Genomic DNA, 16,431 nt, shown 5'->3' with positions numbered 1-16,431 from the left:
AGATACACGGAATTCCTCATGCTCTACTAATTGTTTCAGAGCATGTTGTGCGAAAGGCATGCTTTTATGTGCGCGAAGCAATGCAAAAGCGGCCCCCTTGACTAAGATATATGTATCACTACGGATCAACTCTCATGTCTGTAGCTCGATAAAGCTTCTTCCGGTCCGCCACCCTCCAGCAGCACCATAACCGCATAGGAGATTGTATCAATCCAATCGTCGAGGGTGTTGATCTGCTCTACGGTCAGCAGATGATTTCGCTGCAGCATACCATCAGGATGCAACGCCCATGCCCGTGTATATTGGCAAATCCCCCACAGTGCGGCAATCAACTCTCGTTCTATGGATGGTTTCTCCAACTCATCTGCCAGAACTTCAATGATAGTCATGAGTTCATGAAAATTGTCCTCGATCAGTTCGCCTTGGAAGGGGCGAAGCATCCCTAAAAATCCGCTTCGCATTTTGGGATGCTCCAGATCATCATGGATAAAAGAATGACAGCGCAACAGCTCACGGGCTTCTTGTTTATTCATGAAGTTCCGTAATCTCTGCACGGATGCCTCTGCACAGAAAGCTGCCTGACAGCCCCGACAAGGCATCGATGTCAACGACCATATCAGCCTCTTCATAACGGAAGTCAAGTTGCAAAATGATATTTTCTGTTTCTACAGGGCTTAATACATGCTCTTTAGTTTCCAGAAATGTAAAAGTTACTGCATAGCGTGGGACGTCTTTTGCTGGAGCTTCAGGGATTACAGGTGCCTCAGTTGAAGGCTCCAGATCCGGTGATTTAGGGACAAGCACGCTAGCGTAGGATAGCTCAATCGTCAGCGTAATCTGGTCTTTCGTCATATTAGCAGCTGTAATTCGGTCATAATGAAAGGGAGGGAAATAGCCAAGCTTTTCGACAATGCTGTCTGCACCTTGAATAGAAACAGTTGGAGAGAAAGCCAGCTCCAGTCCGATGGACCCTGCCAGTTGGTCTTCATATTCCGGATTAATACGGACAAGGGCCTGTTCCGGCTCTACTTTCAAAATCGTGCCTATAAAATACTGTTTGCCATGGATCAGAACAATATCATGCGGAACGAACGGCAACGCTCCCCCGGCTTGATAATGAATGAGATATTCGTTCTCTTTTTTTTCAACCTTTTGAACTTGAATTTGCATAAATTGCAGCCTCCTGGGGTTAATAGTATGACGGATTGTTTAAGTGTGTGGTAAAGGGAACGGAGTCCACGATTGAAAAACATACTTCATATCCGGGGTATCCTGTTCGAGCATAAATGGAAGAATATCCATAATGGCGCGTGCTTTACTGCCAGCATAAAAGTTGCGCGAGCTATGTAACAGTTTGTTTGCCTTTATTAACTGGCTGAGCCGCAGCATAACGTCTTCCACGCTTGTTCGGTCAATACGTTTATAAACGTCCTGACGGATCGAAACAAGCATCCCGCAATTGTTGGGAGATTGACCCATAGGGCCATTGGACAAAAGAATGTACACTTCCGGCGTCGTCCCTTTGTTATAGGACGATTTGATACTAGGCGCCTCTATAACCAGCATCAAAGGAGTCAATTCATCATCGGTCACAATGCGGAGCAGTTCCTGCTTGTCCCAGCGGATCTTACCGTGTTTGGCTTTCTTGGATTGATAGATAGACACACGGGTATTGCGGATTCCTGATATATTCAGGAGCGTTTCAAAACAATCGAACAGGTTAGTAAAGCACTCTTCAGCAAACAAAGTGTGCTTCTCCGACAAGGAACCGGCCATTATAAAATTATAATGCAAGTTGTTAACCACAAGCATCCATCCTTTATTCATGAATTACCAATTCTTATACCATAATATATGACATGAAGATCGAATTCACCTTTTATATAGACTGTGGTCCTGTTCATTAAAATCGTTTGGAAACCAGTTCAACTTCGCGTATACTAGGAAAGTCATATATGGAACGGCCTGAGCCGCCTTGCGGCCGTATGTTGAGTTACATGAACAGATTCAACGATAACGGATATGCTCCCTTCCTGAAAAGGGGAGAATGAGAACCGATACAAAAATGGGAATTCTGAACTATGGAACGATAGATGTCATATGGCACATGAACCTATTTTACGTGACACATATTGAATACAGATAAGGGAAGTGAATACAACTTGAAGAATTTTACAGCATTAGGTGTGGAGCAAAATTGGGTAGAAGCCTTGAAAGAGCAGGGCATCTCAGCGCCAACACCTGTACAGCAGGAGTCCATTCCACTGTTGATGGAAGGTCAGGATGTGATTGCCGAGGCACATACGGGGACAGGGAAGACGCTTGCGTTTTTACTGCCGATTTTACAAAAGCTGAATTTGGACAAGCGGCACCCGCAGGCGCTTGTGATTGCACCTACGCGTGAATTGGCACTCCAGATTACAGAGGAAGCTAAATGCTTGGCTGCTGCGGAGCCGAGTTTATCTCTACTAGCTGTTTACGGAGGACAGGACGTGGAGCGTCAGCTTCGTAAACTGAAAGGTGGCGCACAACTGATTATTGGGACACCTGGGCGACTGCTGGATCACCTGAGACGTGGCACGCTGGATCTAGGCGGCATTAAAATGCTGGTCCTGGATGAAGCCGATCAAATGTTACACATGGGCTTTTTGAACGATGTGGAGACGATTCTTCAGGAAGTTCCTTACCGGAGACAGACGATGCTGTTCTCCGCTACGATGCCAGCCGGTATTCGCAAACTGGCTCGTGTATATATGAACGAACCTGTAGATGTCAAAGTGAAATCCGCTTCTTCCGTTCCGGTGAGCCAAATCCGTCAGGTCGTTGTGCAAACAACAGACCGTGGTAAGCAACAGGCATTGGTGGATATGCTGAATACGGATCGTCCGTACTTGGCTGTTATTTTCTGCCGTACGAAGCGCCGGGCTGCCAAACTGAACGAAGAGCTGCAAGAAATGGGCTTTCAGAGCGGTGAGCTTCACGGGGATTTGTCCCAGAACAAGCGGGAGCAAGTGATGAAGGCGTTTCGTGAAGCGAAACTCCAATTGCTCGTAGCGACTGATGTAGCTGCACGCGGCCTGGATGTAGAAGGCGTCACGCATGTCTTCAACTACGACATGCCGCAGGATGCCGAAAGCTACATCCACCGCATCGGGCGTACCGGCCGTGCCGGAGGCAAAGGCGTGGCGGTGACGCTCGCTACGCCAAGGGATATTCCAGAGCTTCGGAACATCCAGAAAGTTGCTGGTGTCACATTCACCAGCAGTGAGGGCGGCGGACAGCGTAGACCTGCTTCCGATACGGCTGATCGGCAGGGTCGAGAACGCCGTTCGGGCAGAAACGACCGCCGTTCCTACGGTGGCAACGACTCCGGCGGTGGACGCCGGGGCAGCGGCCGCGAACAGGCGGGCCGTCGTGACAGTGCAGGCGGCGAACGTCGCTCTAGCCGCGGCAGTAACGAGCGCAGCGGATATGACCGCAGCAGCGGTTCCGCACGCGGAGGCCAAGGTCGCTCGGCGGGACAAAGCAGCGAGCGTGGCGGGTATGACCGTAGTAGCGGCGGTTCTGCACGTGGAGGCCAAGGTCGCTCGGCAGGGCAAAGCAGCGAGCGCGGTGGATATGACCGCAGCAGCGGCGGTTCCGCACGAGGAGGCCAAGGTCGCTCGGCAGGACAAAGCAGCGAGCGCGGTGGGTATGACCGCAGCAGCAGTGGTTCTGCGCGCGGAGGCCAAGGTGGCCGCGGTGGACAAGCCAAAGGCGGCCCGCGTGGTGGTCAAGGACAAGGAGGCCGTCGCGGACGGTCCAGATAGATAAAATAGGAGTATTCTCATAGAATGCTCCACTATGGTTATCATAATAGCCCCGGGGAGGCTCATCTTCCGGGGCTATTGTAATCTTCATCCATACCGCTGAAAGAGCAGCGCCATAAGATAAATTCAAAAGATAAATTTGGAGGGGTTATACATCATGCAGGAACAGGATATGGGCAAGCGCGCCATGGTCTCAGCATGGATCAGCCTGATTAGCAACATCCTATTAACCGGCATTAAGATTATTACAGGACTTATGTTCAACAGCAAGGTGCTGGTAGCCGATGGTGTGCATAATGCTGGGGACGTGATTGCCTCTGCAACGGCACTGGGGGCGATGCGCATATCTAGCCAGCCGCCGGATGAGGACCATCCTTATGGTCACGGCAAGGCAGAAGTGATCGGTGCAAGCGTGGTGGCGGTCATATTGTTTGGAGCGGGTATATTCATCGGCTATCATTCGATTGCAGCACTGTTCGAACCGATGCCACAGGAGCATATACTGGCATTGGTGGCCGCCATTATTTCCTTGCTCTGGAAACAGTGGCTGTATATCTACACGATTCGTATCGGGAGAGCGGCCAATAGTCAGGGTCTTATTGCAACGGCAAAAGATCATCTCGCTGATGTGTACGCCTCTGGGGCTGCTGTACTGGGTATCGGATTGGGGCTGATTGGGGAGCACTGGGGCATTTCAATCTTATCTTACGGTGACCCTATTGCGGGATTCGTAGTGGCATTGCTAGTTCTGAAATTGGCGTGGGAAATGGGCCGTGAATCCATAGATGTGCTTATGGAAAAGGCGATTGCAACGGAGGAAATTGAGAGCTACGCCGCAGCCGCACTGAGTGTAGCCGAGGTTCAACGTATTGACCGTATCCGTGCCCGTGAGCACGGCCATTATATTATCGTGGATATCCGCGCTTCAGTGGATGCCTCTTTGACGATTCAGCAGGGACACGATATTATTCGACTGATTAAGGGGGCTGTCATGAAGCGGGAACCGCGGGTTTATGAGGTGCTTGTCCATTTGAATCCATGGTATGCGGACGACCACTAGAACAGACGGCGCGAATTGACAGATAACTTGCAGGAAGGGTATGCTTTTAAAAGCCGAACGATGATGAATAAAAGCGAGGTTACCCGAAAATATGCGAAAATTTTTAAAATGGTTAGGCATTTCTGTGACTGCGGCGGTTCTTTTAGTGGGCGGATATTATACGTATTCTATATATCATTTTACGAATCAAATTTCAGTTGCTTCCGGACAGGATTCGAAATTCAAACCGCAGGCACAAACTCAAACCAATGTACAACCTGTAGAGGTATCGCTCCCACCGGAATGGGATGGGACAGAAAGAGTGAATATTCTGCTGCTAGGCGGCGACTCCCGTGGAGAGGATTCAGGGCGTTCTGACTCCGTTATGGTTGCTTCTATTGATCCGGTTACGAAAAAGGCTACACTGATGTCGATTCTTCGTGATACCTACGTCAATATCCCAGGTCATGGGCAAAGTCGATTGAATGCTGCCTTTTCCTACGGGGGACCGGATTTGACCAGACAGACCGTGAGCGACCTGCTGGGCATACCAATTCAATATTATGTATATACTGATTTCAATGGTTTTATTGCGCTGGTTGATTCTGTGGGTGGTATTGACCTGGATGTCGAAAAAGATATGCATTATACCTCCAAGGCGGATAAACACCAGTTTGATATTGATTTGAAAAAGGGAATGCAGCACATGGACGGTAAAACAGCCTTGCAATATGTACGCTTCCGTCATGATGCGACTTCCGATTTTACGCGTACGGAGCGGCAACGCAAATTCATTACTGAGCTTGGCGGTAAAATTCAGTCAACCTCATCTCTAATCAAACTGCCGAGTATTTTAAATAGCATTTCTCCTTATATTGAAACGAATCTGAGTACTACGGAAATGCTGCAATTGGCTTCATTGGGCTTTAATATCGATGCAACAACAGTAGCGAAGCAGCAAATCCCGCCGAATGAATTGGTGCGCGGGGAAACCATTAAGGGTGCGCAGGTATTGGGTGTAGACGAAAGAAAGCTCAAGCGCTTCATACAGAATCTTTTTGAACAGGAGAACAAACCTGTGACCACGACGGTGGATGCTGCAACCACGATAAATGATACTCCATAACCCTCGAAAGCAAGCGAAGTTCGTACGATGACGTACAACTTTGTTTGCTTTTGTGTTTATTTGGGTATAACCTTGTATATTTTGTTCCAAAAATATATCGTATCTATGAAGAACGTATACTCATTTGTGTAAAGAGAAGGGGAATGTGGTGTGGAAATAACTCCGGCATGGAAAGACCGATTCAAGAAGTTTTTTCTGAACAACAAGTTTGTGTTATTCCTGCTGGTACTGCTGCTGATCGGCTTGAATATCTTGGTTCTTACCAAAATTTCATACATATTCACACCTGTCATAGTGCTGTTAAAAACGATCATTCTCCCTGTTATATTATCCGGCGTGTTGTACTATCTGTTCAACCCGTTGGTTGATGTACTGGAGCGTAACAAGGTGAAACGAGTATACTCCATTGTTGTATTGTTTTTGCTTATTATAGGGGTTATTGCGATTGTGGTTACATCGGTGGTGCCTGTGATCCGTGATCAAATACAGGGGCTTATTCAAAATTTCCCTGCCTATAGCGAGCAAGTACAACGACAATTCGAGAAACTGATCGGCAGCGATTTTGTAAACCAGTTCCAGAACACGATTCAAATTAATCCATCAGAGCTGGCCTCCAAAGCTTCTGAAAAGTTATCTAGCTTTATTAATAATGCATGGACGGGTGTGGGCAGCTTTTTGGGCGTGGTTACAGAAACGGTACTTGCGATTGCCACGGTTCCATTTATTCTGTTCTACTTGCTAAAAGATGGACACAAGCTACCACAGTTTATCCTGAAAATGCTCCCGCCTATGTTTCGTAAAGAAACAGATCGCATTATGACCGAGATGAATCATCAGGTCAGTTCCTATATTCGTGGGCAGATTATTGTCAGCTTCTGTATTGGGGCGCTGTTGTATATTGGTTACCTAATCATTGGATTAGACTACTCTTTGACGCTTGCAGTCATTGCATCCTTTACGAGCGTTGTCCCCTACTTAGGTCCCGTCATTGCCATTACACCTGCGTTAATTGTAGCCTTGGTTACCTCACCGATTATGCTGCTCAAGATGGTTATCGTGTGGACAGTCGTACAGCTCATTGAGGGTAAATTAATTTCTCCACAAATTATGGGCAAATCTCTTCGGGTACATCCGATCACGATTATCTTCGTTATTCTGACCGCAGGCAATTTGTTTGGTGTGGTGGGAATTGTACTGGCGGTTCCGGGGTATGCTGTCTTGAAAGTAATCGTTACACATTTGTATAGTTTCTTTAAAAAGCGTTCGCATCTCTATGAGGCGGATAAAGGGAACGCAAGTCTTTACGAAAAATAAACTTTTCCACTATAAAATTGATATGGGCCCCTCTTGGGTAACTGTGGCTACGCGTGCTATAATTAATGCCTATCCTTATTCCCAAATAGAAAGGTCAGACTTTTATGATAAAACTCAGCATTCTTGACCAATCTCCGGTATCGGAAGGCATGACGCATGCGCAGGCATTACAAAAGACCGCTGAGCTTGCTATAGAGGCGGAACGCTTGGGTTATCATCGCTTTTGGGTATCAGAGCATCATTCTGCAGCAAATCTCGCTGGGTCCAGCCCGGAGGTACTGATTTCACATCTGGCCGCCCGTACTCGGGCCATTCGAGTGGGGTCGGGTGGGGTGATGCTGCCTCATTACAGCGCTTATAAAGTAGCGGAAAACTTTCGTGTGTTGGAGGGATTGTATCCGGGACGCATTGATTTAGGTCTGGGACGGGCGCCTGGAGGAATGCCCATTGCTACCAGAGCCCTGCAAGAAGGCAAAATGCGAGGGGGTGTAGATCTATACCCTGAGCAGTTGGATGACCTGTTAGCTTATTTACATGACAGCACAGGCAATAATCACCGTTTCGGTTCGCTACAGGCGATGCCGCTTATAGAAACTGTACCGGAAATGTGGTTGCTCGGCTCCAGTGGTGATAGCGCAGGTCTGGCAGCCGAGCGTGGCGTGGGCTTTGCGTTTGCGCAGTTCATTAATGGTGAAGGCGGCACAGGGGCTATGAAGGAATACCAGGAAAGCTTCCAGCCTTCCCAGCATAGTGACCAACCACGTTCGCTTGTTGCCGTATTTGCGATCTGTGCGGATACCGAAGAGGAGGCCAATCGCTTGGCTTCCAGCATGGACTTATCTCTTGTACTATTAGAGCAGGGAATGCGCTCCGCTGGAACACCTTCCGTGGAAAAGGCACTGGCGTATCCGTATACGCCGTTTGACCGGATGCGGATACGTGAGAATCGCAAACGTATGGTGGTCGGTTCGCCCGAACAGGTGAAGCGTCAGATTGAGCAATTAAGTAAGGACTATAATGCACAGGAGATCATGGTTGCGAGCATTATTCATGACTTTGATGCCAAAATGAAATCTATACGTCTCATGGCCGAAGCATTTGGACTGTCTTCTGTACAGTCATAATGCAATTCACCGGATTTGAAAGATCACAGCTTCGAGGAGCTGTGATCTTTTTTTGAATTTTTTGAGAAAATATTGGATGATATGCACTGTATGATATAGGAAATAAACCAGTTAACACTTGATAATGATTATCAATATCTTTATTATATAAAGATAGAATGAAGTTTTGATGAAAGTCGTGCGTTAAGCCCGTGACTATATATATTGGATAAGGGAAAGGGATGATTCCACATGTTTCGTCTGAAAACGGCAAATCTGGATATTGCTTATGAAGATCGATTGATTGTAGAAGATCTGAACGTAGAAATACCGCAAGGGAAAATCACAGCCTTGGTGGGCGCAAATGGTTCTGGCAAGTCCACCATTCTGAAGACGATGGCTCGCATCATGAATCCTAAGGGCGGCAGTGTTCTGCTTGACGGTAAATCCATTCATAAGCAATCCACCCGGGAAGTAGCTAAGCAGCTGGCTATTTTGCCGCAAAATCCGACTGCACCGGAAGGATTAACCGTGACGGAACTGGTATCTTACGGACGTTTTCCTTATCAAAAAGGTTTTGGTTCCATGAAAGCGGAAGATCGCAAAATGGTAGAGTGGGCCATTCAAGTAACGGGAATGAGCGAGTTCCACGATCGTCCGATTGATCAGCTTTCTGGCGGTCAGCGTCAGCGTGCCTGGATTGCTATGGCACTTGCGCAGGATACGGATATTTTATTTCTGGATGAGCCGACGACATTTTTAGATATGGCGCATCAACTGGAAGTGCTGCATTTGCTGGAGTATCTAAATACTTCGGAGGAGCGCACCATTGTTATGGTCGTGCACGATTTGAACCATGCGGCCCGGTATGCTCAGCATATGATTGCAATCAAAAAAGGGAAAGCTGAGGCTGTAGGAACTCCAACTGAGGTTATGTCCCCTGATGTGCTGCGTGAAGTGTTCGGGATTGAGGCTGATATTGTAACAGATCCTCGTACAGGTGTACCGCTCTGTCTTCCGTATGCTTTGGCTGGACAGCCTGCGGTAAGCCAAGCCATAAAAGAAATGAATGTGGAAGATAAGCAACCTGTGGGTTCTGTTGCTGAGCGACGTGATGCTAGAGCACAAGTAGCGGCAAGAGGTTAAAGGGGACATACCATGAAACCACTGGATTACGATCAGCTTGAGCAACTAGCAAACATAGTGAGAGTCACGCCGGAGGATGCTGTATATTCCGGGCCAGTGGCCGAATGGCTTGAACCAGATAAGATCCGCTCTGTGATGGAGTATTATGGCGATCTTCTGCGTGCTGAAGACGATTTAACCGCAGCCGTTTACTTTGCGAACCAGTTGCGTGGCCTCGTGTTTGCGCAGCATTTTATGGTATCACTGTGTGAACGCCGTTGGGACCTGTCCGTTTCTAATCTCAGATTTCATATTTGTTATGAAGGTCAATATCCCTCTATTAGTCTTCAGGTCATCGACTTAACAGAGCTGGACAATACGTGGAACAATGGGGATCACCGTTCTTCCAAACAGGCTCAGCAAGTGTTACGAGACTTTTACAGTTTGCAGATGCGGCCCATGTTGGAAGCAATTGCTACCGTGGGGAGCGCATCTATCGGCCAAATGTGGGGACAGTTTCCGTTGGCATTGCTGTATTTTAAGGATAGAGTACAGCCATCGTTGACTGATCCTCAGGATGTGGAGCGCTTTGAACAAGATTATATGTATGTGACACGTGAACTTGAGGGAGAGATATTCGGGCGTAAAAGAAATCCGTTTACGGTTCGTCTCGTTGAATTGGACAATCCTTACCGCCCTGGTGAAAATACCTACATGAAACCGTCCTGTTGCCAATATTACAAGACAGGTGGAGGTCAGCGGTATTGTTATACTTGCCCCAAAATGTCCGCTTCCGAACGCGAAGAACGCAGACTCGAAGTGGTGGCATCATGGTAAAGTCTCTGTGGATGTTGGCATGTCCGTCACCTTTTGGTTAAAATAGGTTATGTAACCTAAACCAAGTGACACGAAGGAGGATGCTGTATGTCTGTCTATTCACATAATGCCGTAACACCAGCGAATCAGGAGGTTTCTCTGAATACTTACGCTGGTAAGGTGCTGGTTATTGCGAATACCGCCAGTAAATGCGGACTTACCCCGCAATATGGGGATTTGCAAAAGCTTTATGACGAATATAAGGATCGGGGATTAGTTGTATTAGGCTTTCCTTGCAACCAATTTGGCGGTCAGGAGCCGGGCAGCAGCGAGGAAGCGGCTGAATTTTGCCAACTGAATTACGGGGTTAATTTCCCGGTATTCGCCAAAGTGGACGTCAATGGACCGGATACAGCGCCTCTGTTTGAATATTTGAAAAAGCAACAGCCTGGAGAACAGGAAGATGGGACAATTCAGTGGAATTTCACGAAATTCATTGTGAATCGTGAAGGTGTACCTGTGGGTCGTTTTGAACCGAAGGAGTCACCAGAAGCGATGAAAGCAGCCATTGAGCAATTGCTATAGTAGCTTTGCCTTCATTCCAAAATATATGTTTAAAAAGGTCTGATTTCCGGCATGTCTCCGGGAAGCGGACCTTTTTTTGTTCTCTACATGTGCATTTGTCTAAGGTGGGAGCATCATGTGAAAGTCGATTCCATGGGCATAATCAGGCCGCCTACAGGGGAAACTGAATGGAGCAAAAAAACATTTCAGCAAACAGTTGATCTCGTATATCCTTTCTTTTTTAAATGTGGACAAACTGTGAATATCACAAAAAGCTATTGTAATGTGAAAAATATCACACTATAATAAGTGCATGAAGTGAAATAAATCACAAACACTAACGAGCTGTTTACGTGAAACTATTCACAATTATTATACAGTTTATGCCCACACACCAAGGAGGAATTCAACATGAAAGTAGCAGTTATCGGATGTACACACGCAGGCACAGCAGCTATCGTTAACACAGCTAAATGTTATCCAGATGCAGAAATTACCGTTTACGAGCGTAATGATAATATTTCATTTTTATCTTGTGGTATTGCGCTGTACGTAGGTGGTGTCGTCAAAGATCCGCACGGCCTGTTTTATTCGTCTCCAGATCAACTGTCTGACTTGGGTGTAGTGACCAAGATGCTTCATGAGGTAACGAGTGTGGATACGGCTGGCAAGTCGCTGCATGCCCGTAATCTCCAAACAGGTGAGGAATTTACAGACACATTTGATAAACTAATTGTGACCACGGGATCATGGCCCATTATTCCAAAGCTGGAAGGCATTGAACTTGATCATATTTTGCTCTGTAAAAACTATAATCATTCCAATGATATCATTGAGAAAGCCCAGCACGTACAGAACATTACAGTCGTGGGAGCTGGATACATTGGTGTTGAATTGGTAGAAGCTTTCCAAATGAATGGTAAAAATGTAACGCTGATCGACAGTGCTGATCGTATATTGAATAAGTATTTGGACCATGAGTATACAGACCGGATTGAAAGTTCCCTGAAGGAACATGGCATTAAGCTGGTACTTGGCGAGACGGTGAGTCGTTTTGAGGGTACGAACGGTAAGGTAAGTAAAGTCGTGACCTCTAAAGGAGAATATGAAACAGAGCTTGTTATTCTCTGCATCGGTTTCCGACCTCAAACGGATCTGCTCAAAGGTCAGGTAGATATGTTGCCTAACGGTGCGATCATTGTGGATAACTATATGCAAAGTAGTTGCCCGGACGTGTTTGCAGCAGGCGACAGTTGTGCAATTCGCTATAATCCGACCGGCAAAACGGCTTATATCCCTTTGGCAACCAACGCAGTTCGTATGGGTACGCTGGTGGCACGTAATCTGGTGCAACCAACCATTGCTTACATGGGAACCCAAGGAACTTCGGGTATCAAAATTTACGAAGACAATATCGCAGGAACAGGCATGACGGAAGCTGCGGCAACAGATGAAGGCATGACTGTAGAAGCTGTAACCATTGAGGACAGCTACCGACCTGAATTTATGCCAACCTCCGAAAAAGTGTTACTGAAAGTGGTATATGAACAGGGGACGCGGAGAATTCTGGGTGCTCAAATTATGTCGAAGGTGGATTTGACGCAATCCATTAACACGCTATCCGTAGCCATTCAAAACCATATGACCATTGACCAGTTGGCCTTTGTCGATTTCTTCTTCCAGCCGCACTATAACAAGCCTTGGAATTTCTTGAACGCGGCAGGTTTACAAGCATTGCCTACAATATCTGAACGGAACCCAGTTACTGTATAATTAGATTTGTCTGTGACATTGTTCATAAGTTTGTCAACAATCTGAGGCGTACGGATGAATCCTTATAGTACAATATAGAGTAGCATAAGGATCAGGGGGGAAGTAACTTATGGGTTTGTTTTATATCCTTTTTCTTGTAGTCGTGGCCATGGTAGGCCTTGGTGGAGTTCTTTGGTTCTTAAGAGCAGTTGAAAAGGAAGAATACAATTAAATGTAAAGCGCGTAGTAGCGCAGTAGATGTAATAATACAGAAAAACAGTCCTTTTTTCAGGGGCTGTTTTTTTTATAGTTACGAAAGTGATTTTTTTCACAAACTTAATCACTGATTTTAAATAAAATATGAAAGAAGAATATTTTAGTGAATAGATATTAAAGGAGCGGGGATATATGGCGAGCTATAAACCGGGGCAAATTGCTGAAAAGACGGTGGAAACAGGAGTGGCCAAGGCGAACAACCCGTGGACTGTGGCGGTGGTACTGGGGTTTTTGGCAGGTGCATTTATTGCACTCGGGTTTTTGCTGGATATACGTGTTATTGCAAGTGCGCCTAAAGAATGGGGAAGCATTGCCACCTTTATTGGAGCTGCGGTGTTCCCTATTGGTCTGGTATTAGTTTTGATCGCAGGCGGAGAATTGCTGACCGGCAATATGATGGCGGTCCCTTTGGCGAGATGGGCAGGACGGATTAAGACAGGAGTCATGTTTCGTAATTTGGCGATTATTACGCTCAGTAATTTTGCAGGTGCGTTATTCGTTGCATTTTTCTTTGGGCATGTGCTGGGTTTAACAGAAACGGGCCCTTATCTGGACAAAGTGGTGGATATGGCAGGACATAAGCTACACGAAAGCTTTTTGCAGTCTTTTATATCGGGTATAGGATGTAATTGGCTCGTAGCACTGGCTGTATGGTTGGCATATAGCACAGACTCCATTGGCGGCAAAATTATGGGGATTTGGTTCCCGACCATGGCCTTTGTGGCTATTGGATTTCAGCACGTTGTTGCCAATATGTTTCTCATTCCGGCGGCTATTTTTGCAGGCCACTTTTCATGGGCAGATTATGTTATGAACTTCATTCCGGTCTGGCTGGGGAATTTGGTAGGAGGTAGCCTGTTTGTGGCTGGAGCCTACTGGTTGGCCTATCTGAAAAAGCCTCAAGCCAACGCACATCCAGTGAATGAATCTCCAACTACTTCTTCGGTTGCACATCCAATCCGTTGATTGATCCTACCTAATCACGGTACTTTAAACAGCAATGAACAAAGCAAATCCGCCATGACAGGCCCGGGGGAACGAAACCTGTCATGGCGGATTTTTTTGGGAGTGGTCCATGATTTGGCATGGAGGATGAGTGTGCTCTCGTCCATGATGCCTTGATCTTTTTTACCCTCAGTAAGATATGATGAAACAGGATGTTGAAAAAAATTATAATTCTTAAAAAATCCGTTTTGCTCTATGCAGCAGACGGATTTTTTTAATATTTTGGAGAGCGGCTGTGTGGGAAAATCCTTCTCTTGCCATCGGCCAAAGCTGTGGATATGATAAGATCAGTGTAATTTTTGGAAACGGTAACGGAAAGGAGCATCAACACTATGGATCATCGCAATAGCGCGCCTCGTGAGGCCACGCTTCAACAAGACTTACAAGGGGGACAGCGGATGACGGAGCAGCAGGACGGTATTTTTCCGGCTGTATGCCCGTTAGATTGCCCGGATACGTGTGGGCTCCTGCTTCACAAGGAAAAAGGAAAGATAATCAAGGTGACTGGAAACCCAGATCATCCCATTACCAAAGGGGCTATTTGTAACAAAGTTCGCAATATGACGGAGCGGGTATATGATCCTGATCGGGTGCTCTATCCGTTGAAGCGTATAGGCCCCAAAGGAGAAGGGAAGTTTGAACGAATTAGCTGGGAGGAGGCGGTCAATACCATTACAGGTCGGTTCAAGGAGCTGATCCGTACGGACGGACCGGAATCTATTCTCCCCTACAGCTTTTATGGCAATATGGGCGTATTGAGTGTGGATGGAATGGATCGCCGATTTTTTAATGCGCTGGGTTCAAGCCAACTGGATCAGACGATTTGCAGCGTGGCTGGGAATGAAGGATGGGCGTCCGTTATGGGTTTTAAGGGCGGCACCAGCCCGGAGGACACGGAGGATGCAGACCTCATTATTGTGTGGGGTGGTAATGTCATTAGCACCAACATGCATCAGGTCGTTTTGGCTGAGAAAGCACGTAAAAAAGGTGCTAAGGTGGTCGTTATTGACGTTCATCGTAACCGGACGGCGCAATGGGGGGATTGGTTCATTCCGTTATATCCGGGGACGGATACAGCGCTCGCGCTGGGTGTTATGAATGTACTGTTCGCTCAAGGACTGACGGACGACGAATTTTTACATCGCTACACAGTAGGTCATGAGGAACTGCGCGAGCATGTTAAGACATATACACCAGAGCGAGTTTCGCGGATTACCGGCGTGCCGGAAGCGGATATTATCCGTTTGGCGGAAATGTACGGAACTGCGAGAGCAGCGTATATCAATATCGGTAATGGGCTTCAGCATCATGATAATGGCGGTATGAACGTACGTGCGGTTACATGCTTGCCTGCGCTCACTGGACAATGGCTGAAGCACGGCGGGGGAGCGTCACGCTCCAACGGCGCTTATGCCAAGATTAACAGCGCCCATCTGGAGCGTCCTGATCTGCGACAGAACCCGGATGCCCGGATGATTAACATGAACCGGATCGGAGAAGCGCTGCTACAGAAGGAACAGCCGATTAAGGCGTTATTCGTATATTGCAGTAATCCGGTAGTTGTAGCCCCCGATTCGGAACGGGTGACTAAAGGATTTGAACGAGAGGATTTGTTCACAGTCGTTCATGACCTGTTTCTTACAGATACGGCCCGTTATGCTGATATTGTGCTGCCTGCAGCGTCTTCCTTTGAAGGTACAGACCTATATAAATCCTACTGGCATCACTATGTCCAGATGCAGGAACCCGTCATTGCTCCACTCGGGGAAAGCAAAAGCAATTATGAGCTGTTTAGCCTGCTTGGACGGGCTATGGGCTTTGACGAAGCTGCCTTTACGGAAAGTGAAGAGGAGATGATCGCAGGCGCGCTTGATAATCCAACGAACCCTTATCTCAACGGTGTGACCTTGGAAGCCTTAAAGAAGTCACCTTTTGTAAAGCTTGATATGACGCCAAAGGCCACTTATTTGGATCGTTTAACCACGCCTTCAGGCAAGATTGAGCTATATTCGGAAAAAATGAAACAAGCAGGTCTGCCTGCGATGCCTTCTTATGTGCCGCTGATTGAAGGGTATGATGGAGAGCATCGACCGCAAGCGGACGAGCGGTTTCCATTAATGTTTATTTCACCGCCAAACCATAATTTTCTGAATTCTACTTTTGCTAACTTACCCAAGCATCAGCGGCTGGAGCGGGAGCCTTTACTACAAATTCACCCGGAGGATGCTCAGACAAGAGGCATCACGGATGGGGAACCGGTTACCGTATGGAATGATCGTGGGACGTATGAGCTGAAAGCCAAAGTCACCGATCTGATGTTGCCCGGTACAGTGATTAGCCAGGGATTATGGTGGAAAGGCAAAGGACACAGACAGCGTGCCAATGTGTTAACCTCTGATCGCCTGTCGGATATGGGACAGGGGGCTACTTTCTTCTCAACGGTGGTGAATGTGAAGCGCCAATGAGATTATGCCTTTTATGGCGTCAGATGCAAAAGGAGAA

General features: G+C 47.0%; 14 protein-coding genes. 11 read left to right on the top strand and 3 right to left on the bottom strand.

The features are described 5' to 3' along the window. Positions 1 to 125 precede the first annotated feature (125 nt). From ACWA2B_RS05015 to ACWA2B_RS05005, 3 genes are read right to left on the bottom strand one after another with little or no spacing between them, the layout of a single operon-like run. Entirely contained in the window at positions 126 to 533 is a 408-nt protein-coding gene (locus ACWA2B_RS05015) for a hypothetical protein (protein WP_069010043.1), read from the bottom strand. Continuing rightward, the gene (locus ACWA2B_RS05010) at positions 526 to 1,170 is read right to left on the bottom strand and encodes an immunity 50 family protein (RefSeq protein ID WP_069010042.1); all 645 of its coding nucleotides are present in this window, start codon (positions 1,168 to 1,170) and stop codon (positions 526 to 528) included. The genes ACWA2B_RS05015 and ACWA2B_RS05010 overlap by 8 nt, the downstream gene beginning before the upstream one ends. A 39-nt stretch (positions 1,171 to 1,209) precedes the next feature. Continuing rightward, the gene (locus ACWA2B_RS05005) at positions 1,210 to 1,812 is read right to left on the bottom strand and encodes a hypothetical protein (RefSeq protein ID WP_318627985.1); all 603 of its coding nucleotides are present in this window, start codon (positions 1,810 to 1,812) and stop codon (positions 1,210 to 1,212) included. A gap of 350 nt (positions 1,813 to 2,162) precedes the next feature. Between ACWA2B_RS05005 and ACWA2B_RS05000 the strand changes: the two genes are divergently transcribed. The 11 genes from ACWA2B_RS05000 to ACWA2B_RS04950 all read left to right on the top strand — a co-directional run bounded on the left by ACWA2B_RS05000 (position 2,163) and on the right by ACWA2B_RS04950 (position 16,394). Further along, on the top strand, positions 2,163 to 3,809 hold the full coding sequence (locus ACWA2B_RS05000) for a DEAD/DEAH box helicase (RefSeq protein WP_449291759.1): 1,647 nt from the start codon (positions 2,163 to 2,165) through the stop codon (positions 3,807 to 3,809). A gap of 157 nt (positions 3,810 to 3,966) precedes the next feature. Then, positions 3,967 to 4,869 (top strand): cation diffusion facilitator family transporter, encoded by a 903-nt coding sequence (locus ACWA2B_RS04995; protein ID WP_029518550.1) that lies wholly within the window; start codon positions 3,967 to 3,969, stop codon positions 4,867 to 4,869. Between the two features lie 91 nt (positions 4,870 to 4,960). Beyond that, a complete protein-coding gene (locus ACWA2B_RS04990) occupies positions 4,961 to 5,974 on the top strand; it encodes an LCP family protein (protein ID WP_013312376.1) in 1,014 nt (337 codons plus the stop codon). Between the two features lie 150 nt (positions 5,975 to 6,124). Beyond that, on the top strand, positions 6,125 to 7,288 hold the full coding sequence (locus ACWA2B_RS04985; RefSeq protein WP_069010039.1) for an AI-2E family transporter: 1,164 nt from the start codon (positions 6,125 to 6,127) through the stop codon (positions 7,286 to 7,288). A gap of 104 nt (positions 7,289 to 7,392) precedes the next feature. Then, positions 7,393 to 8,412, top strand: coding sequence for an LLM class flavin-dependent oxidoreductase (locus ACWA2B_RS04980; RefSeq protein ID WP_029518548.1), 1,020 nt, complete (start codon positions 7,393 to 7,395; stop codon positions 8,410 to 8,412). 231 nt (positions 8,413 to 8,643) lie between these two features. After that, entirely contained in the window at positions 8,644 to 9,537 is an 894-nt protein-coding gene (locus ACWA2B_RS04975) for an ABC transporter ATP-binding protein (protein ID WP_029518547.1), read from the top strand. Positions 9,538 to 9,549: 12 nt separating this feature from the next. Continuing rightward, entirely contained in the window at positions 9,550 to 10,353 is an 804-nt protein-coding gene (locus tag ACWA2B_RS04970) for a (2Fe-2S)-binding protein (protein ID WP_318627950.1), read from the top strand. An 87-nt stretch (positions 10,354 to 10,440) separates the two neighbouring features. Beyond that, the gene (locus ACWA2B_RS04965; RefSeq protein ID WP_069010036.1) at positions 10,441 to 10,917 is read left to right on the top strand and encodes a glutathione peroxidase; all 477 of its coding nucleotides are present in this window, start codon (positions 10,441 to 10,443) and stop codon (positions 10,915 to 10,917) included. A gap of 390 nt (positions 10,918 to 11,307) precedes the next feature. Continuing rightward, on the top strand, positions 11,308 to 12,669 hold the full coding sequence (locus ACWA2B_RS04960) for an FAD-dependent oxidoreductase (protein ID WP_069010035.1): 1,362 nt from the start codon (positions 11,308 to 11,310) through the stop codon (positions 12,667 to 12,669). Between the two features lie 387 nt (positions 12,670 to 13,056). Next, positions 13,057 to 13,890, top strand: coding sequence for a formate/nitrite transporter family protein (locus ACWA2B_RS04955; RefSeq protein ID WP_069010034.1), 834 nt, complete (start codon positions 13,057 to 13,059; stop codon positions 13,888 to 13,890). Between the two features lie 371 nt (positions 13,891 to 14,261). After that, a complete protein-coding gene (locus ACWA2B_RS04950) occupies positions 14,262 to 16,394 on the top strand; it encodes a molybdopterin-containing oxidoreductase family protein (RefSeq protein ID WP_318627949.1) in 2,133 nt (710 codons plus the stop codon). The last annotated feature ends 37 nt before the right edge of the window (positions 16,395 to 16,431 follow it).

The organism is Paenibacillus sp. CMM36 (assembly GCF_053570945.1).
This window is presented reverse-complemented; position numbering and strand designations above follow the sequence as displayed.